Source organism: Brevundimonas sp., assembly GCF_036963785.1.
Classification (GTDB): Bacteria; Pseudomonadota; Alphaproteobacteria; order Caulobacterales; family Caulobacteraceae; genus Brevundimonas.
Genome location: NZ_JBALUS010000002.1, coordinates 14,077 through 41,048, shown reverse-complemented (window position 1 = coordinate 41,048; position 26,972 = coordinate 14,077). Strand labels below are relative to the sequence as shown.

Annotated in this window: 29 protein-coding genes; 11 read left to right on the top strand and 18 right to left on the bottom strand. The window is 68.0% G+C overall.

The genetic code is table 11. The features are described from left to right. Window positions 1-3: 3 nt before the first annotated feature. Window positions 4-723, bottom strand: coding sequence for an RlmE family RNA methyltransferase (locus V7672_RS03585; RefSeq protein ID WP_335623329.1), 720 nt, complete (start codon window positions 721-723; stop codon window positions 4-6). Window positions 724-787: 64 nt separating this feature from the next. Between V7672_RS03585 and V7672_RS03580 the strand changes: the two genes are divergently transcribed. After that, the gene (locus V7672_RS03580; protein ID WP_335623328.1) at window positions 788-1,252 is read left to right on the top strand and encodes a peptidylprolyl isomerase; all 465 of its coding nucleotides are present in this window, start codon (window positions 788-790) and stop codon (window positions 1,250-1,252) included. Between the two features lie 30 nt (window positions 1,253-1,282). Here V7672_RS03580 and V7672_RS03575 read toward each other — a convergent pair whose 3' ends face one another. Together V7672_RS03575 and V7672_RS03570 are read right to left on the bottom strand one after the other, a co-directional pair. Continuing rightward, on the bottom strand, window positions 1,283-1,867 hold the full coding sequence (locus V7672_RS03575; RefSeq protein ID WP_335623327.1) for a hypothetical protein: 585 nt from the start codon (window positions 1,865-1,867) through the stop codon (window positions 1,283-1,285). Between the two features lie 19 nt (window positions 1,868-1,886). Further along, window positions 1,887-2,846: a M28 family peptidase gene (locus tag V7672_RS03570; RefSeq protein WP_335623326.1), complete on the bottom strand. Its 960-nt coding sequence runs from the start codon at window positions 2,844-2,846 to the stop codon at window positions 1,887-1,889. Between the two features lie 132 nt (window positions 2,847-2,978). On the opposite strand from V7672_RS03570, the gene ligA reads away from it, so the two are divergent. Then, window positions 2,979-5,321: an NAD-dependent DNA ligase LigA gene (gene ligA / locus V7672_RS03565; RefSeq protein WP_335623325.1), complete on the top strand. Its 2,343-nt coding sequence runs from the start codon at window positions 2,979-2,981 to the stop codon at window positions 5,319-5,321. On the opposite strand, the gene V7672_RS03560 is transcribed toward ligA, so the two are convergent. Genes V7672_RS03560 through V7672_RS03530 form a run of 7 tightly spaced genes read right to left on the bottom strand, consistent with a single transcriptional unit; the run spans window position 5,315 to window position 13,307 of the window. After that, entirely contained in the window at window positions 5,315-7,135 is a 1,821-nt protein-coding gene (locus V7672_RS03560; RefSeq protein WP_335623324.1) for an aspartyl protease family protein, read from the bottom strand. The genes ligA and V7672_RS03560 overlap by 7 nt on opposite strands. Beyond that, the gene (locus V7672_RS03555; protein WP_335623323.1) at window positions 7,132-7,977 is read right to left on the bottom strand and encodes a TrmB family transcriptional regulator; all 846 of its coding nucleotides are present in this window, start codon (window positions 7,975-7,977) and stop codon (window positions 7,132-7,134) included. The genes V7672_RS03560 and V7672_RS03555 overlap by 4 nt, the downstream gene beginning before the upstream one ends. Before the next feature lie 57 nt (window positions 7,978-8,034). Further along, complete coding sequence (locus V7672_RS03550; protein WP_335623322.1) at window positions 8,035-9,024, bottom strand: aldo/keto reductase; 990 nt, start codon at window positions 9,022-9,024, stop codon at window positions 8,035-8,037. A gap of 55 nt (window positions 9,025-9,079) precedes the next feature. Further along, window positions 9,080-10,075 carry a DUF2272 domain-containing protein gene (locus tag V7672_RS03545; protein WP_335623321.1) on the bottom strand — a complete coding sequence of 332 codons (996 nt, stop codon included), beginning with the start codon at window positions 10,073-10,075 and terminating at the stop codon, window positions 9,080-9,082. Beyond that, window positions 10,060-11,871 (bottom strand): aminopeptidase P family protein, encoded by a 1,812-nt coding sequence (locus V7672_RS03540; RefSeq protein ID WP_335623320.1) that lies wholly within the window; start codon window positions 11,869-11,871, stop codon window positions 10,060-10,062. Before V7672_RS03540 ends, V7672_RS03545 begins: the two co-directional genes overlap by 16 nt. 47 nt (window positions 11,872-11,918) lie before the next feature. Then, window positions 11,919-12,383, bottom strand: a complete 465-nt coding sequence (locus V7672_RS03535) for a hypothetical protein (protein WP_335623319.1) — start codon at window positions 12,381-12,383, stop codon at window positions 11,919-11,921. 54 nt (window positions 12,384-12,437) lie between these two features. Then, window positions 12,438-13,307 (bottom strand): 50S ribosomal protein L11 methyltransferase, encoded by an 870-nt coding sequence (locus tag V7672_RS03530; RefSeq protein WP_335623318.1) that lies wholly within the window; start codon window positions 13,305-13,307, stop codon window positions 12,438-12,440. A gap of 85 nt (window positions 13,308-13,392) precedes the next feature. Between V7672_RS03530 and V7672_RS03525 the strand changes: the two genes are divergently transcribed. After that, window positions 13,393-13,956 carry a hypothetical protein gene (locus V7672_RS03525; RefSeq protein ID WP_335623317.1) on the top strand — a complete coding sequence of 188 codons (564 nt, stop codon included), beginning with the start codon at window positions 13,393-13,395 and terminating at the stop codon, window positions 13,954-13,956. 72 nt (window positions 13,957-14,028) lie between these two features. Here V7672_RS03525 and V7672_RS03520 read toward each other — a convergent pair whose 3' ends face one another. Continuing rightward, window positions 14,029-14,238 carry a DUF3126 family protein gene (locus tag V7672_RS03520; RefSeq protein ID WP_123286339.1) on the bottom strand — a complete coding sequence of 70 codons (210 nt, stop codon included), beginning with the start codon at window positions 14,236-14,238 and terminating at the stop codon, window positions 14,029-14,031. A gap of 71 nt (window positions 14,239-14,309) precedes the next feature. Continuing rightward, window positions 14,310-15,137, bottom strand: coding sequence for a serine O-acetyltransferase (gene cysE, locus V7672_RS03515; protein WP_335623316.1), 828 nt, complete (start codon window positions 15,135-15,137; stop codon window positions 14,310-14,312). 101 nt (window positions 15,138-15,238) lie between these two features. Between cysE and V7672_RS03510 the strand changes: the two genes are divergently transcribed. Beyond that, window positions 15,239-15,832: a nitroreductase family protein gene (locus tag V7672_RS03510; protein ID WP_335623314.1), complete on the top strand. Its 594-nt coding sequence runs from the start codon at window positions 15,239-15,241 to the stop codon at window positions 15,830-15,832. Here the strand turns inward: V7672_RS03510 and V7672_RS03505 are convergent. Both V7672_RS03505 and V7672_RS03500 read right to left on the bottom strand, forming a co-directional pair. Further along, window positions 15,829-16,686 (bottom strand): DUF817 domain-containing protein, encoded by an 858-nt coding sequence (locus tag V7672_RS03505; RefSeq protein WP_335623313.1) that lies wholly within the window; start codon window positions 16,684-16,686, stop codon window positions 15,829-15,831. The two genes, V7672_RS03510 and V7672_RS03505, sit on opposite strands and share 4 nt — an antisense overlap. 78 nt (window positions 16,687-16,764) lie before the next feature. Next, the gene (locus V7672_RS03500; protein ID WP_335623311.1) at window positions 16,765-18,378 is read right to left on the bottom strand and encodes an ATP-binding protein; all 1,614 of its coding nucleotides are present in this window, start codon (window positions 18,376-18,378) and stop codon (window positions 16,765-16,767) included. Between the two features lie 125 nt (window positions 18,379-18,503). Between V7672_RS03500 and V7672_RS03495 the strand changes: the two genes are divergently transcribed. Continuing rightward, the gene (locus tag V7672_RS03495) at window positions 18,504-19,202 is read left to right on the top strand and encodes a TorF family putative porin (RefSeq protein ID WP_335623309.1); all 699 of its coding nucleotides are present in this window, start codon (window positions 18,504-18,506) and stop codon (window positions 19,200-19,202) included. Here V7672_RS03495 and V7672_RS03490 read toward each other — a convergent pair. Further along, entirely contained in the window at window positions 19,199-19,519 is a 321-nt protein-coding gene (locus V7672_RS03490; protein ID WP_335623308.1) for a winged helix-turn-helix transcriptional regulator, read from the bottom strand. The genes V7672_RS03495 and V7672_RS03490 overlap by 4 nt on opposite strands. Before the next feature lie 146 nt (window positions 19,520-19,665). Here V7672_RS03490 and V7672_RS03485 point away from each other — a divergent pair, with 146 nt between their 5' ends. After that, on the top strand, window positions 19,666-19,995 hold the full coding sequence (locus V7672_RS03485) for a nuclear transport factor 2 family protein (RefSeq protein WP_335623307.1): 330 nt from the start codon (window positions 19,666-19,668) through the stop codon (window positions 19,993-19,995). After that, window positions 19,992-20,780 carry an SDR family oxidoreductase gene (locus V7672_RS03480; protein WP_335623306.1) on the top strand — a complete coding sequence of 263 codons (789 nt, stop codon included), beginning with the start codon at window positions 19,992-19,994 and terminating at the stop codon, window positions 20,778-20,780. The genes V7672_RS03485 and V7672_RS03480 overlap by 4 nt, the downstream gene beginning before the upstream one ends. 16 nt (window positions 20,781-20,796) lie before the next feature. Here V7672_RS03480 and queF read toward each other — a convergent pair whose 3' ends face one another. Beyond that, window positions 20,797-21,258 carry a preQ(1) synthase gene (gene queF, locus V7672_RS03475; protein WP_335623305.1) on the bottom strand — a complete coding sequence of 154 codons (462 nt, stop codon included), beginning with the start codon at window positions 21,256-21,258 and terminating at the stop codon, window positions 20,797-20,799. A 584-nt stretch (window positions 21,259-21,842) separates the two neighbouring features. On the opposite strand from queF, the gene V7672_RS03470 reads away from it, so the two are divergent. The 4 genes from V7672_RS03470 to V7672_RS03455 all read left to right on the top strand — a co-directional run bounded on the left by V7672_RS03470 (window position 21,843) and on the right by V7672_RS03455 (window position 24,327). After that, window positions 21,843-22,769: an NAD(P)H-dependent flavin oxidoreductase gene (locus V7672_RS03470; protein WP_335623304.1), complete on the top strand. Its 927-nt coding sequence runs from the start codon at window positions 21,843-21,845 to the stop codon at window positions 22,767-22,769. A gap of 28 nt (window positions 22,770-22,797) precedes the next feature. After that, a complete protein-coding gene (locus tag V7672_RS03465; RefSeq protein ID WP_335623303.1) occupies window positions 22,798-23,307 on the top strand; it encodes a hypothetical protein in 510 nt (169 codons plus the stop codon). A 64-nt stretch (window positions 23,308-23,371) separates the two neighbouring features. Continuing rightward, window positions 23,372-24,070, top strand: coding sequence for a TorF family putative porin (locus V7672_RS03460; protein ID WP_335623302.1), 699 nt, complete (start codon window positions 23,372-23,374; stop codon window positions 24,068-24,070). A 29-nt stretch (window positions 24,071-24,099) separates the two neighbouring features. Further along, entirely contained in the window at window positions 24,100-24,327 is a 228-nt protein-coding gene (locus tag V7672_RS03455; RefSeq protein WP_335623301.1) for a hypothetical protein, read from the top strand. Window positions 24,328-24,336: 9 nt separating this feature from the next. On the opposite strand, the gene V7672_RS03450 is transcribed toward V7672_RS03455, so the two are convergent. Both V7672_RS03450 and V7672_RS03445 read right to left on the bottom strand, forming a co-directional pair. Next, entirely contained in the window at window positions 24,337-25,500 is a 1,164-nt protein-coding gene (locus tag V7672_RS03450) for a cystathionine gamma-synthase (RefSeq protein WP_335623300.1), read from the bottom strand. A gap of 4 nt (window positions 25,501-25,504) precedes the next feature. Then, the gene (locus V7672_RS03445) at window positions 25,505-26,908 is read right to left on the bottom strand and encodes a cystathionine beta-synthase (RefSeq protein ID WP_335623299.1); all 1,404 of its coding nucleotides are present in this window, start codon (window positions 26,906-26,908) and stop codon (window positions 25,505-25,507) included. Window positions 26,909-26,972 lie beyond the last annotated feature (64 nt).

The following is a 26,972-nucleotide window of genomic DNA, read 5'->3' as shown; positions in this document are numbered from 1 at the left end:
ACGTCAGCGGGGCCGGAGCCGGTTCATCGCCACCAGAAACACCTCGGCGCTGTCCTTCCGGCTGGACGCCGGCTTGACGTATTTCACCGTCTCGAACTCGGCCCGCAGCCGGGCCAGAACCCCGCCGGCATCGCCGCCCTGGAAGTTCTTGGACACGAAATGCCCGCCCGGCTTCAGGGTGCGGATGGCAAAGTCGGCCGCGATCTCGATCAGGGCGATGATCTTCAGGTGGTCGGTCTGGCGGTGTCCGACGGTGTTGTGGGCCATGTCCGACAGCACCAGATCGGGCGCCCCGCCCAGCAGGTCGATCATCTGCTGATCGACCCCTGCATGCGTAAAATCGGCCTGGATCATGGTCGCACCAGGCACCGGCTCGACCGGCAGCAGATCGACGCCGACCACCGCCGTGGCGCCGCGCTTGACCGCCACCTGGGCCCAGCCGCCCGGCGCCGCGCCCAGATCGATGACCCGCGACCCGGGCTTGATCAGGTGGAACCGGTCGTCGATCTCCAGCAGTTTGAAGGCCGCCCGGCTGCGCCAGCCCTCGGCCCGCGCGCGCTCCGACCATTTGTCCGCCAGCTGCCGCTTGATCCACTGCTGGCTGGACATGGACTTGTCGTCCGCGGTTCTCATCTTGGTCCCCATGCCCCGGCCCGCGGCTGTACCCGCCGTCGGCAGACGCACCATCTTGCGACGGGGGGGAGACTTTTCATCTTCACTCATGACACCCGACATAGCGCCCCATGCGTTCAGCCGCTATGACCCCGCCACGACAAAAGGAGCCCGTATGACTGAACAGACCCTCACCTTCACGCTCGACACCGGCAATGACACCGGCGGTGACGTTGTTATCCGCCTGCGCCCGGACCTGGCCCCCGGCCATGTCGCCCGCATCACCGAACTGGCCGGCGAAGGCTTTTACGACGGCGTGGTCTTCCACCGCGTCATCCCCGGCTTCATGGCCCAGGGCGGCGATCCGACCGGCACCGGCACCTCGGGCTCGAAGAAGCCGAACCTGAAGGCCGAGTTCTCGGCCGAGCCGCACGTGCGCGGCGTGTGCTCGATGGCCCGTGCCAATGACCCGAACAGCGCCAACAGCCAGTTCTTCATCTGCCTCGACGACGCCACCTTCCTCGACCGCCAGTACACCGTCTGGGGTGTGGTCGAGTCGGGCATGGAACACGTCGACGCCCTGCCCAAGGGTGAGCCGCCGCGCGCCCCCGGCAAGATCGTCAAGGCGACGGTCAGCTAATCTGCGACACCGCGACCGGGCGGGGTGACGTCAGTCCCCCGCCCACCAGCGAAAGCCCACCGCCTGCGGTGGCGCATCGCCCAGGCTGAGCGTGCCGTTCATCACAGCCCCCTCCGCGCCCAGATTGCGGCGTGCCGTGGCCAGGGCCTCATCGTTCAGCTGCGCATCCAGCTGCACGATTCCGATTTCCTCCGACACCCCGACAAAGCGCAGCATGCCGTTCTCGACGCTGTAGAAGCGCGGCAAGACGCGCACGCGGCCGGTGTGGATTTCGCCGTTTTCGGTCTGGACCGTGGCGCTCGACTCATCGACGAACTCCAGCATCACCGGCGCGAACTGACCCTCGCGCGTGCCGCCTTCCCAGGCGGCAAAGTCCTGCTGCTGGCCGAGGAACACGTGGTCGAGCCGCCAGCTGGCCTGACGCACCTCGGTGGTCGGCCGGTAATAGCCCGAGACATCGTCCTGAAGGTCGTTCGAGAACCCCTCGGGCAGGTTGGCCGTGTTCACCGACCCCTTGGTGGCCGGCGCGTCCGCAGGCTCCAGCGGCGGGTCGCAGGCGGCCAGCGCAAACGCCGCCGCCCCACAGGCCACAAGGGCGATCCGTCGGAACATCATCGTCTGGCTCTCCTGCGCGTCAGCGGCTCATGCCGGTGTCGAGCGCCCGGAACGACTGGATCGACAGATCGGTCGCATTCCGGAACACCGTGGGGGTGATCCGCTCCGCGTCATCGCTGGGCTTGTGATAGTCGGGATGGAAGTCGACCCCCAGATACAGGAAGGGCACGCCCGCCGCGTGGAAGGCCCCGTGGTCAGAGGCGCTCACCCAGTTATCCGCGCCCGTGTCCTGGGGCGTATCCTTGCCGAACGCCAGCGACACCGACCCGATCGGCCCGATCCCCTCCAGCAGCGGACGCAGGGTCGGGTTCTGATAGGTGCCGGTCACCCACAGATAGCCGTCGGTCTCGGCCCGCGCCGTCATATCGAAATTCAGGTTCAGCGCGATCGATTCCAGCGGGAACGGCGGCGCCTCGACGAAATGCTTCGCGCCCAGCAGCCCGCGCTCCTCGCCGTCAAAGGCGACGAACAGCACGCTGTGCTCCGGCGGGTTCGCCTTCAGGTATTCGGCCAGCGCCAGCATGGTCGCCACGCCCGAGGCATTGTCGTCGGCCCCGTTGTAGATCTCGCCGCCATACATGCCGACATGGTCATAGTGGGCGGTCACGACGATATAGCGATTGCCCACCCGGGTGCCCGGGATCAGGCCCAGGACATTGACGCCATTGAAGGTCTTGCGCCCCTCATGCGACCGGCCCTCGGCGGTAAAGGGCTGCAGACGGCCCATGGGCGGCGCGGCAATGCCGATCTGCTCGAAACGCGAGACGATGTAATTGCGCGCCCGCTCGCCGCCCGGCGTTCCCGCCCCGCGTCCCTCCATGTCGTCCGCGGCCAGGGTGGTCAGATCGGCCCACAGCTGGGACGAGACGACCGGCTCGGGCGCCGCAGCCGTCTCCATCGTACCGGGCACACAGGCGGACAGGGCCCCGGCGGCCACCAGGGCCAGCACGGCAGATGCGGATTTCGACAGACGGCGCATGAATCCTCCGGACAACACTCCGCGCGACCCTAGACGCGGGCGCGACCGCCGTCAGATTAACTTCCTGTCATCGGCGCTGGGAAGCCGGGCCGACGATGCTAGACAGGGGGCTGTAGATTCCCGGACCCGACCATGACCGACGCTCCCTCCCCCACCTCCCCCGACGTCGAGACCCTGACCCTCGATCAGGCCCGGGAAGAACTGGACCGCCTGTCCGCCGAACTGGCCCGGCACGACGCCCTCTATTTCAACGGGGATGCACCCGAGGTCTCCGACGCCGATTACGACGCCCTCAAGCACCGCGCGCTGGCCATCGAGACCCGCTTCCCCGAGCTCAGCACCGCCGACACCCCCTCGGCCCGGGTCGGCGCCGCCCCGTCCGGCACTTTTGCGGCCGTGCGCCACGGCGTGCCCATGCTGTCGCTCGACAATGCCTTTGACGAAGGCGACATCGCTGACTTCGTGGCCAGGGTCCGGCGCTTCCTGGCCCTCGACGCCGACACCCCCATGGCCTTCATCGCCGAGCCCAAGATCGACGGCCTGTCGGCCAATCTGCGCTATGAAAAGGGCAAGCTGGTCGTCGGCGCGACACGCGGCGATGGCCGCGAGGGCGAGGACGTCACCGCCAATCTGCGCACCCTGGCCGACATTCCCGACCAGCTGTCCGGCAGCGGCTGGCCCGACCTCATCGAGGTGCGCGGCGAGGTCTATACGCCCACGGACGCCTTCCTGGCCTTCAACGCCGAGGCGGAGGCCGAGGGTCGCCGCACCTATGCCAACCCGCGCAACTTCGCCGCCGGCTCGCTGCGCCAGAAGGATCCGGCCATCACCGCCAAACGCCCGTTGCGCTTCTTTGCCTATGGCTGGGGCGAGTTTTCGGACGACTTCGCCGAGACCCAGAGCGACGCCATCGACCGGCTGGCCGACTGGGGCTTTCCCGTCAACGACCGCCGCCGCGTGGTCGAGGACGCCGCCGGCATGATCGAGGTCTATCGCAGCCTCGAAACCGACCGCGCCCGCCTCGGCTATGACATTGACGGCGTGGTCTACAAGGTCGACCGGCTGGACTGGCAAAAGCGCCTCGGCTTCATCGCCCGCAGCCCCCGCTGGGCCATCGCCCACAAGTTCGCCGCCGAACAGGCCCGCACCGTCGTCAACGCCATCGACATCCAGGTCGGCCGCACCGGCTCCCTGACACCCGTCGCGCGCCTGACCCCCGTGACCGTCGGCGGCGTGGTCGTCTCCAACGCCACCCTCCACAATGAGGACGAGATCGCCCGCAAGGACGTTCGCCTCGGCGACACCGTCATCGTCCAGCGCGCCGGCGACGTCATCCCCCAGATCGTCGGCATCGTGCCCGAGCTGCGCCCGTACGGCACCCAGCCCTATGCCTTCCCGACCCACTGCCCCGTCTGTGGCTCCGAGGCCGTGCGCGAGGAAGGCGAGGCCCGCCGGCGGTGCACCGGCGGCCTGATCTGCGCCTCCCAGATCGTCGAACGCCTCAAGCATTTCGTCAGCCGCCGAGCCTTTGACATCGAGGGTCTGGGCGAGAAACAGCTGACCGCCTTTCATGAGCGCGGCTGGATCCGCGAGCCCGCCGACATCTTCCGCCTCGCCCGCGATACCGCGCGTCTCGATGAACTGCGGGCCGAGGACGGCTACGGCGAGACCAGCGTCGGCAATCTCGTGGCCGGCATCGACGCCCGCCGGACCATCACCCTCCAGCGGATGATCTACGCCCTCGGCATCCCCGACATCGGCGACCAGACCTCACTTCTGCTGGCCCGCCATTTCGGCAGCTGGTCCGCCTTCAAGGCAGCGGGCATCGAGGCCTCGACCGGCATCCAGACCGAGGCCTGGACCCGCCTGTCCGAGGGGCACGGCGTGTCGGCGCGCGTGCTGTCGATCCTGGCCGACGCCGATCTGGCCGAGACCGATCCCTGGCCCGAGGCGCCGCTGGACCAGAAGCTCAGCCTCGCCTTCCCGGGTCTCGCCTCGCCCGCCCGCCGCGCGCTGGCGGATCGCGCGTCCGACTGGGCCGGCATACGCCGACTGGCCGACATTGCCCGCACCGAGGGTCCCGGCCTCGCCCTGACCGGCATCGCCTCGGTCACCGGGGTCGGCCCCGTCGCCGCCCGCGAGATCGCCCACTTCTTCCACGAGGCCCACAACCGCGATGTGGTCGAGGCGCTGGAGGCCGAACTCACCGCCATCGAGGATGCCGAACGCCCCGAGGCCGACAGCCCGGTGACCGGCAGGACCGTGGTCTTCACCGGTTCGCTCGAACGCTTCACCCGCGACGAGGCCAAGGCCCGCGCCTCGTCGCTGGGGGCCAAGGTCTCGGGCTCGGTGTCGAAAAAGACCGACTATTTGGTCGCGGGCCCCGGCGCCGGTTCCAAACTGGCCGAGGCCGAAAAGCACGGCGTCACCGTCCTGACCGAGGACGAATGGCTGGCGCTGATCGGCGCTCAGTAGAAGTCGCGCGCCACCAGTCTGACGGTCGCGCCGTCCTCCAGCGTCAGCACCACCTCGCGACCGGCGGGGCTGGTCAGCATGGCGCGGAGCGCCCCGGCATCCATTTCCGCGGCAGGGCGGCCGTCGACGGCCACGATGCGCGCGTCCGGCGTCAGGCCCGCCGCTTCGGCGGGTGATCCGGCCGACACCCGCGTCACCACGATCACGCCCGGATCCAGCCGGATACCCAGCCCCAGCCGGTCCTTCGGAAACGGCGCGGCCAGCGCCTCGGGCGTCGCCGACAGCCACAGCCGGTTTCTGGCAAAGTCGGTCACCAGACGGAACCGCCCCAGCACCCCCATGCCGATGTTGCCGGCTGTCCGGTCGGCGTCGACCGCCGACGGGCCCGCGGGCGGGAAGACGGTCGGAATGTCGCGCACCTCGAAGCCGCCGATCTCCAACGACCCGATGGTGGCCAGACCGCTCTCGCGCACGCCGCCCACCGCGCCCGACATCACCGTCGTCGCCGGACGCCCCTCCAGCAGGCCCTCGGCCTCGGCATAGGCCGGATAGATGATCAGGGCTCCGCCATTGCCGGTGTCGAAGTCGAACAGCACGGGCGCCCGGCCCTCGATCGACACCGGCACGGCGCGAATGGCCCCCGACGACACCAGCGCCAGCTCGGTCGCCCCTTCTGGCGGGACATAGCCCGCAGGCTCGTGGAAGGTCAGGCTGCGCGCGGGGAAGTCGATATCCACCACCAGACCGTTGAACGCGTCCTTGCCCAGAATGACCGGCAGGGGACGTCCCAGCGCCTGGCTGATCGCCGCCAGATCGATGACCGCCACCGTCCGGTCGACGAAGGCGATCCCGCCCAGATCCAGCGTCACCCCCTTGGCAAAGCGCGCCTCGCCGACGCCGCCGGTGCCGACGGCCGCGACCTCTCCCTCGAACGCAAGGCCGAGGCTTTCGGCAAAGGTCTTGTCCAGCACTGTCATCTCGGCCCCGCTGTCCAGAAGCACCTGCGTCGCCGTGCCGTTCACCGTGGCCGGGATATAGATTCGCGTTCCGGCATAGAGATCGAAGGCGATGGGGCCGCTGTCCGGCGCGCCCTCGTTCGCCATCCGGTGAGCGACCACGACCTCGGGGCGATCCCAGGCTGAGGCGGTGGTCACCGGGTCGATATCAATGGTGGACCAGCGGACCTCGCCGGGCTCGCCGACATCCCCGGTCACCTGCTCAACGAAGGGCATGCGCACGCCCTCGACCACCCGCCAGTCCCCGAAGGTCACCACCGACTCGCGGCGGTCCCGCACCATGCGCAGGGCGTGGAGTTCGCCGGTTTCGGCGTCGATCCACAGTTCGTGGTCATCGGCATCCGGGCCGAAATCCACCGCGATGACCGCCAGGGTTCGCCCGTCGATCTCGATGCCCGGGCGACGGCTGAGCCGCGACGGATCATCCAGCACGCCCTCGAACCGCAACAGGGCGTCGCGCCTCAGGTCCTCGGCGGCATGCGGGCTCAGCGGCTCGATCTGTCCGGAGTTGGTCAGGACCCAGCCGTCGGCCCCGTGGCGGGCCGTCGCCGTGCGAACGATGCCGAGGTCCTGTTCGCGACGCAGGTCGCCGTCGGCCTCGGCCAGCACGACCAGCGTCCCCTCCAGTCCCGAAGCCTTGATCCGGCCCTCCAGCCGCACCGCCTCCAGAGCCTCGAAGGCCGCCCCGCCGCGCCAGTCGCGGTAGCGCTCGACCACCTCGGTCACCGCTGCGTCCTGCGCAGCTAGCGGTCCGGCCAGCACAAGCCAGGCGGCCGTCGTCATCAGGGTCCGTGTCATTGTTTCATCTCCGGATTGGATCGTCGCGTCAGCGCTGCCAGACCGGCCGGCGCGCTGGAAAAAAGCGACAGGTTTGCAAGGGGATCAGGGGAAGACCTGTCCTGGGCTGTCAGGCGGATTTCGGCCGACAGACCGCTGTGCTGCAGGCAGGACAGATAGGCGCTGTCGCTCCACAGGGCCCGGTGAACGCCTGTCAGCCCCTCGGCCATCAGGGCCACCAGATGCTCACGCCCATCAACCACCAGCGTCAGCTGCTGGCCGGGCCAGTCGGACGCGACCCGCGCCTCGGCCGTCGCGCGACGCTGGACAACCCCCTCGATCCCGGTGCTCTCGCCATAGATCAGGCCGGCGACCGTCACGCCCCGCGCCGCGCACCGCGCCAGATCCTCGCGCATTGCGTCCAACGGCGCCGGAAACAGGTCGAACAGCACGATCTCGCGCGCCGACGCCAGCATGGCCCGCGCCCGCTCGATCACCTGCCCGGCTTCACCGATCTGGTAGATGCGGTCGTCGTCCTGCGGCCGGGCCAGCGATTGCAACGCCCCGTCGGCCTTCACCCGTGCCCGCTCGAACCCGGCTTCAAGCGCGGCCAGCACCTCGGACGGGGCGGCGGCGCGATAGGCCGACGGCTCTCCCTCCTCGACCAGCACCACGCCCTTCTGCGTCAGCTGCCCCAACGCCTGATAGACATTCGGCGGCGCTTTTCCGCACAGCTTGGCCAGCCGGTAACCGGTCGACGGCCCGGCCTGCAGCAGGGTGCAGTACAGCCGCGCCTCCAGCTCGGTGAACCCCAGCGCCTTCAGCCCGGCTTCCGCGTCATCGCTCGTCTGTAGTGTTTGCATATGCAAAGACTATGCGCGCGACACCCGCTCCCGCCAGCGAATTCTCCGTAATCCGCCCTACCGGTTCAGGGCCGCCCGCGCCGCCGCGGCATACCGATGGCCCTGGGCAGCATCTTTCGGGAAGACGGCCTCGATGGCCGCCAGGTCTTCGCTGGACAGGGAAATGTCCACAGCCGCGGCATTCTCTTCCAGCGTCGGAATGCGGCGCGTGCCGGGGATCGGCACCAGATCGTCGCCCTGCGCCAGCACCCAGGCCAGCGCCAGTTGGGCGGGCGTGACTCCCTTGTCGGCCGCCAGCGTCGAGACGGCCTCGACCAGCTTCAGGTTGCGGTCGAAATTCTCGCCCTGGAAGCGCGGGTTGGACCGGCGGAAATCATCGGGCGCCAGATCCTCAGGCGTGCGGATCTGGCCCGACAGGAAGCCCCGGCCCAGCGGGCTGTAGGGCACAAAGCCGATGCCGAGCTCGCGACAGGTGGCCAGGATTTCGTCCTCGGGTTCGCGGCTCCAAAGCGAATACTCGGTTTGCAACGCCGTGATCGGGTGGGTGGCATGAGCCCGCCGCAACGTCGCCGGCGCGGCCTCCGACAGGCCGAGGAAGCGCACCTTGCCCTCGGTGACCAGATCGCCCATCGCGCCCACCGTCTCCTCGATCGGCGTGTCCGGATCGACCCGGTGCAGATAATAGAGATCGACGTGGTCCGTCCCCAGCCGCGACAGGCTGCCTTCAATGGCGCGGCGCACATTGGCGGGGGAGCCGTCGACCTTCAGAGCCGTGCGATCCGCGTTGTAGCCGATGCCGAACTTGGTCGCGACGAAGGCGTCGCCGCGTCGCCCCTTCAGCGCCTTGCCCAGCAGCATTTCATTGGTGTGCGGGCCGTACATCTCGGCCGTGTCGAACAGGGTAACGCCCAGATCCAGCGCGCGGTGGATCACGGCGATGGCGCCGGCCTCCTCGCTGGGCGGACCATAGAAGGCGCTCATGCCCATACAGCCCAGGCCGATGGCCGAAACCTCGGGGCCCTTCGGACCCAGTGTGCGCGTCTTCATGGGAAAGGTCCTCTGGTCTGGAGAACCCTTCAGGTGGTCGGCGCCCGGCCGGGTTTCAAGGCGTGCTGAGCGCCCGGATCGTCGGCGAGGCGTCCAGCGCCGTGTCCTCGACCGGGTCGGCCTGCAGCGACAGATGGGCGAAGATGGTCCGCGCCTCGTCCAGATCGTCCGCCGACACCACCGCCGGATAGCCTCCGGCCGTGGGGGCCAGCGGCAGCAGGGTCAGGCTGACGCCGTTCAGCACATTGCCGCCGATCACCGCGACTGTGTCGCCCTCGATGCGCACGACGACATCGCAATGCGTCCCGGCATAGCGCCCCAGATCGGGCCGCCGGTCGGCCAGACTGCGATAGTCGACGCCGCCGCGCGAATTGCACAGCAGGTCCCCCGGCCGGATCGGCACCTCGCCCCGGTCATGGGCGACATAGGCGGCCTTCGGCCGCTGGCCGTCCCGCGCGCGGATGGCCTGATCGATATAGACGCGGTGGGAGATATCCCGTTCGAACTGATCCATCTCGCCCAGCCCGGCCTCACACATCACCCAGCTGATGAAGGCGGCCGACCACGGCTCGACCCAGTTGATCTCACCCTCGCCGTCCCGCCACTGACGGTTTTGACGGGCCAGAACATCAGCCCCGTCCGGCGTCGCGCTCCAGTAGCCGGCGATGGTGGCCGCAAGCGACGGCGTATGCTCCCACCGGCCGACCGCGCGGATCACGCGGTCCTGCTCGGGCGCCTCAAGGGCGGGATTGAGCGCATCCGGCACCACCCCGTCCGGCAGGCGCCGCTCGCGCACGCCGCGCAGGTCGATGGTCTGGAAGCCGAACACGCCCCATTCCTGCACGGCCACATCGACGACCCGCCTGCGCGCCCAGTGGGTCGGCCCGACCCGGCATCCGGGCTGCACGATCTGCATCGCGCCCCGCCGTCCGGTGACCCGCTCGGACGGCGGGATCACATCGAATACGTCACGGGGCAGCCTCGGCAGGCTCTGGGCCACCACCGGCCCGGCGGCCAGCCAGACCGTGAGTGCGATCAGAGCGCGGCGCACTGCACCGTCAGCCAGTCGAGAACCTCGCCGTCCAGCAACGGCCCGACCTTGGCCAGCACCTCGGCGTGATAGGCATCGACATAGGCCCGCTCGCCTGCCGTCAGCAGGTCGACGTCGATCAGCCGACGATCCAGCGGCGCCAGCGTCAGCTGTTCGAAGCCATGCATGGGCCGCTCGCCGCCCGGAAGGGCCTCGGGCGCCGTCACCACCTGCAGGGTCTCGATGCGGATGCCCCAGTGGCCTTCGCGGTAGTATCCCGGCTCGTTCGACACGATCATGCCGGTCAGCAGCGGCTGGGTGTTGACCGCCTTGGCGATCCGCTGCGGTCCCTCGTGGACCCCCAGATAGCTGCCGACGCCGTGCCCGGTGCCGTGGTCATAGTCATGCCCCGCCATCCACAGCGGGTGACGCGCCAGCGCGTCCAGCTGATGCCCCGTCGTGCCTTCGGGGAAGCGCACCACGGCCATGGCGATATGGCCCTTCAGCACCAGGGTGAACATGCGGCGCTGATCGTCCGAGGGGTCGCCCACGGCGATGGTCCGCGTCACATCGGTCGTGCCGTCCAGATACTGACCGCCGCCGTCCACCAGCAGCAGCGACCCCTTCTCCATCCGGCGGATGGTGCGGGTCACGGGCTTGTAGTGCGGCAGGGCGCCGTTCGGTCCCGACCCGGCGATGGTGTCGAAGCTGAGGTCCATCAGCGCCCCGGTGCCTTCGCGGCACTGCTCCAGCTTTTCGACCACGGCCCGCTCGTCCGGTAGGGTCTCCTGCGCCTCGGTGTCCAGCCAGTGAAGGAAGCGGGCCAGCGCCGCGCCGTCGCGGATGTGCGCCTGACGCGACCCTTCGATTTCCACCGGATTCTTGACCGCGCGCGGCAGGGTGCAGGGATCCTGCCCGCGCACGACGGTGCCGCCCGCCGCTTCAACGCGGTCGAAATACCAGGCCGCGCTCTGGCCCGGATCGATCAGCACCGAGCGTCCGGACGTCTCATCCAGCGCCGCCGCCAGGGTGTCCGGATGCTCCAGTGTCACATCCTCACCCAGCCAGCCGGGCAGTTCATTGGTCACCTTGGCCGGATCGAGGAACAGCCGCGCGCGCCCCTCGACGTCGATCAACGCCTGACCCAGCGGGAGGGGCGAGCGGATCACGTCCCCGCCCCGGATGTTGAACAACCAGGCGACCGAGGTCGGCGCCGTCAGCAGGGCCATGTCGGCCCCGGCCTCATCGATGGCCTTGCCGATTCGCGCGCGCTTGTCGGCGGCATCCTCGCCCGCATAGTCGATCGGATGGGGCACCACGGGCGCCTGCGGCTGGGCCGGGCGCTCCGCCCCCCAGGCACTGTCCAGCGGATTGCTGTCGACGGGCTTCAGCGTCACACCGGCGCGCTTCGCTGTCTTCTGCATCCGCGCCAGCGCATCGGGGCTGTGCAGACGCGGGTCATATCCGACAACCGACCCCCTGGGCTGCTCCGACAGATAGCGGGCGACCGCGCTCTCGTTGAAATCGCGCAGCTCGAACTGGCCCTGATCCACCTGGGCCTTCACCTGCACCGTATAGCGCCCGTCGGCGAAGACGGCCGCCTTGTCCTTCATGACCACGCCGGCCCCGGCCGAGCCGGTGAAGCCCGAGATCCACGCCAGCCGGTCATTGGCCGCCGGAAGATACTCGTTCTGGTGCTCGTCCTCGTGCGGCACCAGAAAGCCGTCCAGGCCCTGGGCCTGCATCTCGCGTCGGAGAAGCGGCAGGTGGCGCGCACCAAATCCGGGGTCGGTGGTCTCGTCGAATGTCTGTCTCATGCGCGGTGGCTTAGCATCCCTGTCGCGCGGACGGGAAGGTGCTGTGACTAGCGTTGAGGCTGGGGTGTCGTGGTGGTCACCACCGCGGCACTGCCATTCGCGGGCTCCGAGGGCACCGGTACAGGCACTTCCCGCTCGATCACCACCGGTTCTGCCGCGCGGGCCTCAGCGGCGCGCGCGTCGGCTTCCGCACGCGCGGCATTGGCCCGAGCGACCTCGACACTGGCCTGGGCGCCGGCGATCTGGCCGGCGGCCGCAGCCTGACGGGCTTCGGCTTCGGATCGGGCAGCCGCCGCCTCGGCGGCCAGCAGTTGGTCATCCGTCTGCGGCGCCTGCCGGTTGAACAGGATGATCATCACCGCAAGAAGAACCAGTCCGCCGAGGATGCCCGCGATCCACCATCCGGTGTTGCTCTCGCGGACGATCACGGTTTCCGTCGTCTCGGAATAGACAGGGGCCGGTTCGACGATGACCGTATCCCGGTCGGGGTCATTGGGATTGAAGTGGGTCACGCGGAAACTCCTCAGGTTCGGCACCTGAAACGGCCCTGCTACCCCCCGCGTTCCTTAACCCTTTCGCCTCAGCACCAGCGCGCTCCAGGCATCGCGATGGATGCGCCGTTCCAGCGCGAATCCCCGGGACAGATAGGCTGCGGTGACGCGTCGCTCCTGCGTCCGCAACAGGCCTGACAATATGGCCACGCCCTGGGGCCTCAGGGAGTCCTTGATGTCCTGGGCCAGCGCCACCAGCGGCGGCGCCAGAATATTGGCGAACACCAGATCATAGGGCCCCTGCCCCCGCACCTTCTGATCGTTCAGGCCCGAGGCGTGAACGAAGCTGGCCTTGGCCTGGTTGAGCGCGGCGTTCTCATTGGCGATGCGCACCGACGGCGCGTCGATGTCGGTGCCGAGGGCTACCCGGCTGCCGGTCTTTGCGGCCGCGATGGCCAGCACGCCCGTGCCCGCCCCCACGTCCAGCACCCGCTCGAACCGCTCGCGTTTCAGCAGTTCATCAAACGCCATCAGACAGCCGACCGTCGTCCCGTGGTGCCCGGTGCCGAAGGCGGCGCCCGCATCGATCTTCAGATTGACCGTGTTCAGCGGCACCCGCCCCTGATCGTGCGCGCCATAGACAAAGAACCGACCGGCCCGGACCGGCGGCAGGCCAGACAGCGACATGGCCAGCCAGTCAGCATCGGCCAGATCCTCGACCGTGCTGGTCAGGGCGCCATCGCCCTTCAGCGACGTGACCAGCCGCTCGACCTCGGCCTCGGTGGTCGGAAAGGCATCGATGCGCCAGATGCCCCGATCCTCATCCTCTTCCAGGATGGAATAGGTCACACCCTCCAGCAGCGGATCGGCGTCCCAGGCGGCAACGCGGGCTTCGGTTGCATCACGTGACCCATGTGCGATTATTTGAACTGCGGACTCTGACATTTTTCAAACGCCGCTATCATACCGAATCGAGTGCATCGTCGGCGCGGCGTCTCGCGTCAAATCCATCCGAGGGGTCGGGGAATACATGGCCAAGGTTCCATCCAAGTCGAGTACGTCCAAGGCGGGCGCAACAGCTTCTGCCGCTTCCAAGCCTAAAGCCGCGCCGAAGTCCACGGCGAAAGCGACGGCCAAGCCTGCTGCGGCCAAGGCGCCGGTCGCCAAGCCCGCACCGGCCAAGGCCCCCGCGAAGGCCGTAAGCAAGCCTGCGACCACCAAGCCCGCCGCCAAGGCGCCTGCCGCGAAGAAGCCCGCTGCCGCGACGAAACCGGCCGCTGCCGCCAAGCCCGTCGCTGCGAAAAAGCCGGCGGCCAAACCCGCTGCGGCCAAGGCTCCCGCTGCCGCGAAGAAGCCCGCCGCCGCGCGCGCGACTCCGGCGCGTCCGCCGGCTGCCAAGAAGGCCGCCACGCCGCGCGCTGCCGCCAAGCCTGTCACCACGCCCAAGGCGGCTGCCGTGACTCCGGCGCCCGTCCATCCGGCGCCCAGCCCGGCTCCGGCTCCGGCTCCGGCTCCGTCGGCGCCCGCGGCCAAGCCCGCCGAGAGCAAGAGCTTCGTCGGCAAGATCTTCGACGCCATCTTCGGCAAGCGCTGATCCCCGTCGCCCAAACAAAAACCCCCGCCGGTATCGCTCCGGCGGGGGTTCTCAATTCGGCTGTCAGCGGCCTCAGGCGGGCGGCAGATCCTCGCCAAGGATGGCCATCTCGAACATGAACGACCCGTCGCCGTCCTCGTCCTCGAAGACCAGGCCGATGAACTCGTCATCCACATAGACCTCGACCGAGTCGGCCGTCTTGCGGGGCTTCAGCTTGATGCCGCCATGATTGAAGGTGCGCTTCAGATAGGTTTCGAGGCGCTTCTGGTCTGTCTCGTTCACGGCATGCCTTTCAGAGTTCGTTCGGCGCGGACCCTAGAGAAGCGGGCCCGGGAGGGAAAGCCCGGTCAGGCCTAGATGACAAAGTCATACACAATGTCGGCCAGGGTGTGGTCCATGGTCCGGGCGGGCGTGGCGTCGGTCGGGCAGTTGACCAGCCGCGCCGGCACACCGGCCACCGTGCACCCGGCAGGCACCGGCTTCAGCACCACCGAGCCCGAGGCCACCTTGGCATAGTCACCGACGGTGATGTTGCCCAGCACCTTGGCTCCGGCGCCCAGCAGCACGCCCTTGCCGATCTTGGGGTGGCGGTCGCCGCGCTCGGCACCCGTGCCGCCCAGCGTCACCGCGTGCAGCATCGACACCTCATCGCCAACCACCGCCGTCTCGCCGATGACGATGCCGGTGCCGTGGTCGAGGAATAGGCCCGAACCCATCTGCGCACCCGGGTGGATGTCGACCTGGAACAGCTCGGAAATCCGGCTCTGGAAATGCAGGGCCAGGGTCTCGCGCCCCTCGCTCCACAGCCAGTGCGCCACGCGCCAGCCCTGTAGCGCCTGAAATCCCTTGAAGTAGAGGAACGGCTGCAGCAGCGACCGGATCGCCGGATCGCGCTCCTCGACCGCCTGCAGGTCGGCCTCGGCCGCCGCGACAATCCACGGATCGGCCTCAAAGGCCGCCAGGCAGACCTCGCGCACCGTCATGGCGCCCAGTTCGGAGTCGCCCAGCTTCCGTGCAATCTGGAAGCTCAACGCCGCGCCCAGATTGCCGTGCGACAGGATCACCGCATTCATCTGCGAGGCCAGATCCGGCTCGTCGCGAGACGCCTGCTCGGCGGCCCGGCGCAGCTGGGCCCACAGGTCAGACGCTTCGGGAACAGCCTCCAGTCGGGGCGTGGCCATGGATCCTCACTCTTCGGTTCAGCGCGAAAGATAGGCTCCCGCCCGCCAAATCGCCACCCCGCGCACTGGCGGGCCCGGCGTCGCGCGCCTAGCTTCAGCTCATGACCGAGCTCGCCAGCCCCCTCGCCCTGCCCCGCCGCGACCCCGCGCTGATCGCATACCTGCAGCAGCGCCGCTCTGCTCCGGCCCAGGCGCTGGCCGCACCCGGCCCGTCCGACGCCGACCTTGAGGCGATCCTCCAGATCGGCCTGCGTACTCCCGATCACGGCAAGCTCTTCCCCTGGCGGCTGGTGGTGCTGACCACCGAAACCCGCGCCGCGCTGGGCCATTCGCTCAGCCCGCTCGCCGATGACCAGGCCGATCCCAACAAGGCCCGCGCCGTCCTCGCCAAGCTGACCGCGCCGCCCGTCACCGTCATGGTCGTCTCGACCCCGGTCCGCGATCACAAGGTCCCGGTGTGGGAACAGGAACTGTCCGCCGGGGCCCTGGCCATGAACCTCAGCCACGCGGCCTTTGCCCATGGTTTCTCCGCCAGCTGGATCACCGACTGGTACGCCTACGACCCCCGCGCCCTTTCCCTGTTCGGCATCGGCGAGGACGAGCGCATCGCCGGCTTCATCCACATCGGCACGCTCGAGACCCCGCCGCTTGAACGGCCGCGGCCGGATCCCGACCGGCACATCGCGCGGCGCTAACGCGGCTCCCGTTCCGGCCGGTGCACCAGCGACACCAGCACGATCGAAATGATCATCAGCAGGAACCAGCTACCCAGCTTGTCCAGCGACACCGGCGCCCAGCCCGCCTCCTGCCCCGGATAGGTCCAGGCCCGCGCAAAGGTCCCGACATTCTCGGCAATCCAGATGAACAGCGCTACCAGCCCATAGCCCGCTAACAACGGCATCGAACGCCGCTGCCGGTCCGGGGTGAACCAGAACCACCCCCGCCCGAACAACACGCCGACCATCAGAAACAGCGCCCCCCGCACATCCGGCAGCCAGTGGTGCAGGAAGAAGTTCAGATAGATCCCCGCCGCCAGCACCCCCGTAATCCACACCGGCGGATAGTCCCGCACCCGGATGTGAAAGATGCGCTGCACCCGCGCGATATAGCTGCCGACCGCCGCATACATGAAGCCCGAGAACAGCGGCACATCGCCGATCCTCAGCACCGAGGCCTCGGGATAGACCCACGACCCGTGCGCCGTCTTGAACAGCTCCATGACGGTTCCGGCGATATGGAACAGCAGGATGACCCGCGCCTCTTCCCAGCTCTCCAGCTTGAAGATCAGCATGCCCGCCTGGATCGCCACCGCCCCGACCACCAGGGCGTCATAGCGGGCGATCACGGCGCCTTCGGGCCACCACAGGAAGGTCGCGACGATCAGCACCAGCAGCAGGCCGCCGAACAGGCACGCCCACCCCTGTTTGATCCCGAACATCAGAACCTCGAAGGCACAGGCTCGCCACCGCCGCCGATCCGCCCACGCCTGCGCCCCCGACAGCCAGTGGCGACCGATCAGTTCAAGCGGGGGGCGACGGGATGGGGTCATGCCCAGCTTGGATCACGGCACCGCGCCGAGCGTCATGAGCGGAGGATGAGGAAGCGGTGAAACGTGGCCGCCCAGCCGTCAGGCGGCCATCTCCGTCCTGACGGTCCCGGCCCGTGACAGGGGCAGGTTGATCGTGAAGGTCGAGCCCTTTTCGAGCGCGCTCTGCACCGAGATCGAGCCCCCCATGGCCACCACCAGCCGGCGACAGATGGCCAGGCCCAGCCCCGCCCCCTCATGGCCACGGGTGATCGACTCATCGGCCTGGGCAAAGTCCTCGAACAGTCGGGGCAGGAAGGCGGGGTCGATGCCCGGCCCGGTGTCCGCCACCGTCAATTGCAAACCGTCACCCCGAACCTCCGAAGCCAGACGGATTTCGCCGCGTTTGGTGAAATCGACGGCATTGGTCAGCAGGCACTGCAGGGCCTGGCGTACAAGCGCCGCGTCACCGCTCCACAGGCCGGGGGTTCCGGCATCGACCCCGACCGACACCGCGCGGTCGGTGACGGCGTTGCGTGTCTGCCCCGCCAGGTCGAACAGCAGGGCGTCGAGGTCGAAGGGCGCCATCTCGACCGCAACCTCGGCCCGCTCCAGCCGCGTCACCAGCAGGATGTCCTCGATCATCCGCAACAGGTCGTCGCCGGACGCCTTCAGGATCGACAGATGGCCGCGCTGGATGGGGCTGAGCTCGGCATGGCTCATGATTTCGGCCATGCCCAGCACCCCGTTCAGGGGCGTTCTCAGCTCGTGACTGATATTGGCGAGGAAACGCGTCTTGGCCTCATTGGCGGCTTCGGCCCGGTCGCGCGCCTCGGCCAGATCCGACTGTTGCCGGTTCATCTTCTGAGCGATCCGGTCCAGCAGCACCCACAGCACCACGGCCGCCCCGATCAGCGCGGCAGCCAGCCCGACGAACAGCGGCGCGGCCTGGGCCAGAACCCGGGCGCCCGGACGATCGGGCGTCCAGGCCAGGACGCCCAGACGCTTGCCGGTGCTGTCGGTGACCGGCAGGGCCGCCTGACCGGCTCGCGCTTCGGGGAGGAACAGCGGGTCTTTCAGCGCCAGATCACCAGACAGACTGGCGACCACCGCCGAGATATTCCGGGCCGAGACCACAACCGGGTCCCGTTCGGGACGCGCCACCGACTCGTCTTCCGGCACCACGGTCGACACCGCCAGCAGATAGGTCGCATCGCCGACGCGCGCGACCAATGTCCGATGCTGGGCCGCGTCAAAGCCGAAGCCCTCGGGCTGACTGGCCTGCAGCGCCTGCACCAACGGCAGGGCCACGTCGGTCAGTTCTGCCTCGACCTCGGCGGCGACAGGCTCGCTCTCGCGTGAGGCCAGGATCATCTGCCCCGCGGAATCAAACGCCAGGGTGACGTCGTGGCCCATATAGTCGGCATAGTAATCGCCGAAATTCTCCTGCACCCATTGCAGGTCCGCACGGCCAAAGCCCGCCACGGCATCGTTCCAGACAGCCGAGGACTGCACATCCTCCAGCGTCTTTTCCTGCATCCGCTCAAGGCGCAGCTCGGCCAGCGCGATTTCGTTTTCCCGTTGCACCCGGTCCACCGTGCGCGACGCATAGGCGAACAGGCCCATGGCTCCAACAAGCACCAGCGCGCCGACCAGCAAGGCTGCGGTCAGAACGCGGCGTAAATCCAGATGGTGAGACAGTTGGACCCCGGACATGGGAGCATCTTCCGCCCCCATCGTATAAAATCACGTTATCCGTGATGGTTAAGGTCACCTTGCACGCGCGATACGCGATCTTAAGCCTTGCGCGCCATGCTCCGCCCCTCATGCGGAGTCCCTCCATGCGCCTCACCCTCCTGCGCTTCGTCCCCCTCTTCCTGGCCCTGCCCTTCGCGGCCATGGCGACCGCCGCCTCGGCCCAGGAGTCGCCCTGGACCTGGAGCGGTCAGGCCACCGTGGTCTCCGACTACCGCGACCGGGGCTACACCCTGTCCGATGAAAAGCCCGCGCTGCAGGGCGAACTGACCCTCATCCATGACTCAGGCGTCTATGGCGGCGTGTGGGCCTCTACCATCGACGACTACGGCATCGGCCTCGACGGCGACGGGGCACGGGTCGAGGTGACCCTCTATGCCGGCTGGTACGGCACCGTCGGCGGCTGGGACGTCGACATCGGCGTCTGGGACAACCGCTACCCCGATGGCACCGATGTCGACTATGTCGAATTCCCCGTCCAGATCGGCCGCTCCATCGGTCCCGCCGGCTGGACGCTCGGCGTCATCTACGCCCCCTCCCAGACCGGTCTGGGGGACGAGGACAACACCTATATGTGGACCCGCCTCGACTATGCCCCGACCACCTGGCCGGTCAGCGTCAGCGCCTCCGTCGGCCACGAGGACGGCGGCTTTGCCCCCGACGGCAAGAACGACTGGAAACTGGCCGCAGAGCGCGCCATCGGCCCCGCCACCCTCGGCCTCGCCTGGGTCGACAGCGACACCGAAGACAGCGCCGTGGTGCTGAGCCTTGGGCTGGGCTTCTAGCCTACCGGCTGACCATCCGGGATCAGGCGGTCCCGCACTTCGGTCGGCGCCGCCTCGGCCCAGGTCAAGAGATTGTCCAGCACGGGGCACAGCGCCTGTCCCCATTCGGTCAGGTGATACTCCACCTTGGGCGGCACCTGGGCATGGACGATGCGCGCCACGACTCCATCCTGCTCCAGCTGCCGCAGCTGCTGCACCAGCATCTTCTGGGAGACGCCGGGAATGGCCCGCTCCAGCTCCGAGAACCGCCGGGCCTGCTGCCCGAACAGCTGGAACAGGATAACCAGCTTCCATCGCCCTTCCAGCACGCGGATCACGTTCTGCGTGCTCTGTGCGGCGGTTTGGGGCGTGTAATCGACACGCTTACTTTCAGGTGAGTACCGCACTTTTTCGTCTGTTCTTGTCATTCTGACAGCATACTTCCACCTTGGATCAGAGACAACGTTTCCCGCCGGAGTGCGCCATGATCCCTGATCTTCCCAAACCGATCGCCGACTATATCGACGCCAATGCCCGACTCGACATCGAGGGCATGCTCAAGCCGTTCGCCCCCTACGCCGTCGTGCGTGACGACGGCGGCCGGCATCAAGGCCAGGCGGCCATCCGGACATGGATCGAGCAGGCGACGATCGCCAGCCGGGCCATCTTCACCCCCGATACCCTGTGCCACGCGGACGGGCAGGTGATTGTCGAGGGCCCGACGCACGGCGATTTCCCCGGCAGCCCCCTGCGCTTCACCCTCCGCTTCACGCTCGAAGGCGACACCATCCGCGCCCTAGAGATCTCCCTGTGAACGTCCGCACCGACCCGTCCGAGTTCGAGGGCAAACGTGTGCTCGTCACCGCCGGGACCAAGGGGGCCGGACGAGCCACCGTGGCGCGCTTCCTTACGGGCGGCGCCCGGGTCATCACCTCGGCCCGCGCGGAACCCGAAGGCCTCGACGGCGTCACCTTCGTGCCCGCAGACCTGATGACGCCCGAGGGCTGCGACGCCCTTGCCGCAGCGGCCATGGACCGACTGGGCGGCATCGACATCCTGATCCATGTGCTGGGCGGCTCCTCCGCACCCGCCGGTGGCTACACAGCGCTGACCGACGACGACTGGAAAAGGGAGCTGGACCTAAACCTCATGCCGGCGGTGCGCCTCGACCGGCTCCTCGCCCCGCAAATGGTCGCGCGCGGATCGGGCGCCATCGTCCATGTCTCATCGATCCAGAGCACCCTGCCGCTGCCCGAATCAACCACCGCCTATGCGGCCGCCAAGGCCGCGCTCGGCACTTACAGCAAGGCCCTGTCCAAGGAGCTCGGCCCCGCTGGAGTCCGGGTCAATGTCGTTTCTCCCGGATGGATCGCCACCGAGGCCTCGGGCGCCTTGCTGAAGCGGATCGCCGACGGCAGGGGCGGCACACTGGAAGACGCACGACAGAGCGTGCTTGCGGCTCTCGGCGGCATCCCGCTGGGACGCGCGGCCGAACCGGAGGAGGTCGCCGAACTGATCGCCTTCCTCGCCTCCCCGCGCGCCTCGGCCATTCATGGCGGCGACTATGTGATCGACGGCGGCACGATCCCCACGGTCTGACCGGGGCCTGTCTGTCCTACCCCCGCCCGCGATACCCCGGCACGCCCTGATCCGGCAGCCACACACCCTCGGGCACCACCCCGGTCTGCCAGAAAACGTCGATGGGGATACCGCCGCGCGGATACCAGTAGCCGCCGATCCTCAGCCATTTGGGGTCCAGCAGGGCCACCAGCCGCTTGCCGATGGCCACGGTGCAATCCTCGTGGAAGGCGCCGTGATTGCGGAAACTGGTCAGATACAGTTTCAGGCTCTTGGACTCGACCAGCCACTCTCCCGGCACATAGTCGATCACCAGATGGGCAAAGTCCGGTTGGCCCGTCACCGGGCACAGGCTGGTGAATTCAGGCGCGGAAAAGCGCGCCACATACAGGGTGTCCGCATGCGGATTGGGCACCCGCTCCAGATGGGCGGAGTCGGGATCGGTCGGTTGGTGCGTCTGCGCACCCAGCTGGCTCAGGCCGGAGGTGTCGGTGGTCATGGGAGGCCTTTAGCGGGTTGCGGGCAGCGTGAAAATGGCGGGGTTAGGCGATGGAGAACACAGAACGTTCGTCATCCTCGGGCTCGACCCGAGGATCGGTGCCGCCCGCGACGGGAGACGGTCTGGATGGGCCGATCCTCCGATCAAGTCGGAGGATGACGATGGTCCAGCGGCTGTTGCTATCAAAGCCGCACCCGAATTCCCCCACCCTATCAACACCCCCACCGCTTCTCGCACCGTTCTTCCCGCCCTGGCTCGCGGATGACCGATACTGTCCGGTTGCCAAAGCCACCGGAGGGACGCGGCCATGATTTCAGACCATTCAGACGGTTCAGACGGTCTTATTCCTCCCCCACCGGGGGAGGGGGACCGCAGCGCGCAGCGCTGGGGTGGTGGGGGCACCGCAACCTTCAGAGAGATTACCGCATGCACCCGCCCGCCTCTGCCCCCCGATGGGAGGGATCCATGCCAGACCATTCAGACGATTCAGACGGTATTTTTCGCGCTCACGGCAGCGCCTTCCCCCGTTGCCTTCCCCGGCGACATCCGTCTATCCGTAGCGAAAGACAACGGAGGAGCCGTCCATGACCATTCCCGCGTCCCTGCAAAAGGGGCTGAAACTGCCGGTGATCGCGGCGCCCATGTTTCTGGTCTCTGGACCGGATCTGGTGGTCGAGGCCTGCAATGCCGGCGTCATCGGCACCTTCCCTTCGCTGAACCAGCGCACCACCGAGGGCTATCGGGAGTGGCTCAAGGACATCAAGGCCCGCCTCAAGCCCGATGCCGCCGCCTTTGGCGTCAACCATATCGTCCACCCGACCAATCCGCGCCTGATGGCCGACATGATGGTTTCGGTCGAGGAACAGGTGCCCCTGATCATCACCTCGCTGGGCGCCGTGCGCGATGTCGTTGATGCGGTGCACGGCTATGGCGGGGTAGTGTTCCACGACATCGCCAATGTCCGCCATGCCCGCAAGGCGGCCGAGGCGGGCGTCGACGGCCTGATCCTCGTGGCCAACGGCGCGGGCGGTCACGCGGGGATCATCAACCCCTTCGCCCTGATCAATGAGGTGCGGTCCTTCTTCGACGGCACCATCATCCTGTCCGGCTGTCTGTCGACGGGTCAGGACATCGCCGGCGCCATCACCCTGGGGGCCGACTTCGCCTATATGGGCACCCGCTTCATCAACACGACCGAAGCCATGGCGCAGGATGCGTACAAGGCCATGATCGTCGACTCCGGTGCCTCGGACATCACCTACACCCCGGCCGTCTCGGGCATCCCGGCGAACTTCCTCACCCCGTCGCTGATCGAGAACGGCATCGACCCCAAGACCCTGCCCGAGCACAAGCTGGACATGGCCGATGAAGCCAAGGCCTGGAAGACCGTCTGGTCCGCCGGTCAGGGCGCCGGCTCGATCCACGATGTTGTGCCGGCCGCCGAGCTGGTCCAGCGTCTCTCCGGTGAGTTCAGCACCGCGCTCTCGAACGTCCACAAGCGCTACGGCTGAGGCCGGCAGGCGCGGCAACGGAGGCCCCATGAAGTTCGCTACCGTTTCGCTCGGGGTCGTGTGTATGGCGCTGAGTTCCGGCGCGGCGCCCCTCCCGCCAGCCCCGTCTCATGACCCCCACTCGGCTGCACAGCAGTTCGAACAGATCTCGCAATGGATCGGGCGCTGGCGGGTGGACGAGGCCGAAGTCCTGACCATCGTCTTCGAGAGCACGGCCAACGGCCGTACCATCGTCGAGCGCTGGGAAACGCCGAACGGGCTGCACTCCATGACCGTCTATCACATGGATGGCGACGCCCTGGTCGCGACCCACTACTGCCCCCAGGGCAACCAGCCGCGCCTCGTGTCACACGGCTCGGACGGTCCGGACATCCGGTTCGGCTACTGCGATGTGACCGACCTCGACCCGGGTGAAAGCTACCAGCACGACCTGGCGTTCTCGCCTTCGGACGACGGTGCCCTTGTCCGTTCGGAGGTCTATCTGGGGCCCGACGGCCAGGCAGAGCCGGGCCGTTACACCCTGCGCCGGGCCGATTAGACCCCGGCGACAACTTCGGCTAAGGGGGCGGCTCCCCCCGGATTCGTCCTTATACGGAGCCATCATGCGCGCCCTCCTGACCGGCCTTTCGGCCCTGACCCTTCTGGCCGTCTCGACCCCGGCCGCTGCCCAGAGCATGGCCGGTGGCGACTGGGCCTTCGGCGTCGGCGCCGGCACCGACAACCGGTCCAAGGACGTCTCCAAGTCCGGTACGGACGCCTATGGCTGGGCGCTCGCGGAATGGACCAGCGGCGACGGCTTCTTCTACACGGGTGCGGGGGCCGAAACGATCGACAGCTCGGGCTCGAATCTGGAGATCGAGGCGGGCGTCGGCATCCGGCCCCAGTGGGGCGGCTTCGACTTCGACCTGAACGCCACGCACAAATGGCGCGTCGATGCCAATCCGGGCACGGACGACGACGCCTGGGAGTTCACCGCCGACGTCAGCCGCGCCATCGGCCCGGCCAAGGGCAAGCTGCGCCTGCAGTACTCGCCGGACGGCACCGGCTCGACCGAGACCTGGACCTGGGTCGAGGCGCGCGCCAGCTGGGACCTGACCCTCACCACCGCGATCTCGGCCGGGATCGGGCGCCGCGAACAGGACCTGTCGGTCGACTACACGGGCTGGGACGCGGGCGTGACCTGGCAGCTGACGCCCGCGATCGACCTCGATGTCCGCTATCACGACACCGACGCCGACCCGTCCCTGTTCGGCGACCAGTACGGCTCGGCCGTGGTCGCCAACGTCGGCTTCTACTTCTAAACCTTGGCCGTAGCCCCTATATAGGGGGCATGACCTTTCGACCCACGACACTCGAGCGCGCCTATCAACTGGCGCGCGAGGGCCGCTGCCGCACCGTCGGCGACATCAAGATCCAGCTGAAGATCGAGGGCTACGAGCGCATCCGCGAGTCGCTTTACGGCGGCACCCTCAACGCCGCCCTGCGCGAGCTGTGCCGCGAGCACTACGCTGCGCCGGCCGAGGCGGACGGCCCGGCCGAGGCTGAGGGCCCCGCCTAACCCCAAGGCCTAGCCCAGCGCCCGGTCCAGGTCGGCGATCAGGTCCTCGACGTCCTCGACCCCGACCGACAGGCGGATCAGGCTGTCGGTGACACCCCCGGCCTCGCGGACCTCCTTCGGCACCGAGGCATGGGTCATGATGGCCGGGTGGTTCACCAGGCTTTCGACCCCGCCCAGCGACTCCGCCAGGGTGAAGACCTCGACCCGCTCCAGCACCTTGCGGGTGCGGTCCAGATCGCCGTCGATGACCACGCTGACCATGCCGCCAAAGCCGCCGGTCATCTGGCGCGCCGCCAGCTCATGCCCCGGATGGCTGATCAGGCCCGGATAGATGACCCTGGCCACGCCCTTGCGCGTCTCCAGCCAGCGGGCCACCGCCAGAGCGTTCTCGCAATGGGCCTTCATCCGGAGGCCCAGCGTCTTCAGCCCGCGATTGGCGAGGAAGGCGTCGAACGGCCCCATGATCCCGCCGACCGAGTTCTGCAGGAACTTCAGCTGCGTCGCCAACTCCGCGTTTGCCGTCACCAGCACCCCGCCGACGATGTCCGAGTGCCCGTTCAGATACTTGGTCGCCGAATGCATGACGATGTCGGCGCCCAAGGCGATCGGCTGCTGGCAGAACGGCGTGGCGAAGGTGTTGTCGACCACCAGGATCAGGCCGTGGGCCCTGGCAATCTTCGAAAGCGCCGCGATGTCCGCCAGCTTCATCAGCGGATTGGTCGGGGTCTCGACCCACAGCATCTTCGTCTTCGGGGTGATCGCCGCCTCGACCGCCGCGACGTCGCCCAGATCGACATAGGCGAAGTCCAGGCCCATCGACCGACGCCGGACCCGCTCGAACAGCCGCCACGAGCCGCCGTAAAGGTCGTCGCCCGTGACGATGTGACTGCCAGCATCCAGAAGCTCCAGCGCCGTCGAGGTGGCCGCCATGCCGCTGGCAAAGCCGAAGCCGTGCGTGCCGCCCTCAAGGTCGGCGATACAGGCCTCGAACGCCTCGCGCGTCGGATTCTTGCCCCGCGCATACTCATAGCCCTTGTTCACCCCCGGGCTTTCCTGGGCATAGGTCGAGGTGGCGTAGATCGGCGTCATCACCGCCCCGGTCGTTGGGTCCGGTTTTTGACCGGCGTGGATGGCGCGCGTGGAAAAGCCCGGGCGGTTCTTGCGGTCAGTCATGGGCTTACCGGTTCAGGCTCAGGTGGTTGATCAGATCGGTGCGGGTGATCAGGCCCACGAACCGTTCGCCGTCCAGCACGATGGCCACCCGGTCCCGGTCGAACAGGGGCACCAGGGCGTCCAGCGGCTCATTGACCTGAACCGTGTCCAGATCGCGCGTCATGACCTTGGAAACCGGCAGTTTGAACCGCTCCTCCCGGGTGATCGCGTCCGTGTTCATCGTGTGGACCAGATCGCTCTCGTCGACGATCCCGACCAGCCGTCCCTCGCTGAAGATCGGAAGCTGGGAGACGTCCGCCCCGCGCATCCGCTTGAACACCGTGTCCAGCGTGTCGTCCGGCCCGGCGAAGACCACGGCGCCGTCCTCGTATTTGCGGGTGATCAGGTCCGACAGGTCGCCGTGCAGTTCGCGCTCGCCCAGCCCCTGATCGGCCAGCCATGCGTCGTTATAGACCTTGGACAGATACTTGGCCCCGGTATCGCAGACGAAGGTCACGCAGGACTTGGCCTCGGTCTGCTCGCGGCACCAGCGCAGCGCCGAGGCGATCAGGGTGCCCGACGACGAGCCGGCCAGGATACCTTCCTTCAGCAGCAACTCGCGAACGGTGGCGATCGCCTCGGCATCCGGGATGGAGTAGGCCTTGTCGATCAGGTCCATATGGGCCGTTTCCGGCACGAAATTCTGGCCGATCCCCTCGACCGTATAGCTGCCCTCCGGCCCCGGGACTCCCTCATTGACGATGCCCGCCAGCGTCGAGCCGACCGGATCGGCCAGGATGATCTGGGCCTTTGATCCCTTTGACTTCAGGAATTGGCCGATGCCGGTGATGGTCCCGCCCGAGCCGATGCCGGCGACGAAGGCGTCGACCTCGCCGCCCATCTGCTCCCAGATCTCCGGGCCCGTGGTCTCGAAATGCGCGGCCGAGTTGGCGTCATTGGCGAACTGGTTGACGTAGTAGCCGCCCGGAATCTGCTGGGCCAGCCGCTCGGCCATGTCGGTATAGTATTCAGGGTGGCCGTGCGGCACATCGGAGCGGGTCAGCCGGACGTCGGCCCCCATGGCGCGCAGGTGCTGGATCTTCTCCTTGGACATCTTGTCCGGGATGACCAGCAGGACCTTGTAGCCCTTGGCCTGTCCCACCAGCGTCAGGGCCAGACCGGTATTGCCTGCCGTCGCTTCAACGATCGTGCCGCCGGGCTTCAACCAGCCTTCCCTCTCGGCCGCCGCGATCATCGACAGGGCGATCCGGTCCTTGATCGAGCCCCCGGGGTTCTGGCTTTCCAACTTCAGGAACAGGCGGCATTTGCCGGTGTCCATGCGGCTGACCTCGACCATAGGCGTCTTGCCGATCAGGTCGAGTAGCGAGGCGGTGGGACCGGCAAGGACCGGTTGGGGGGCAAGCGACATCCAGAACTCCTGAGGTTTGGACCGGAAGCTGGTCCGGTCGCCCGCTCAGGTCAACCCGCCTGCC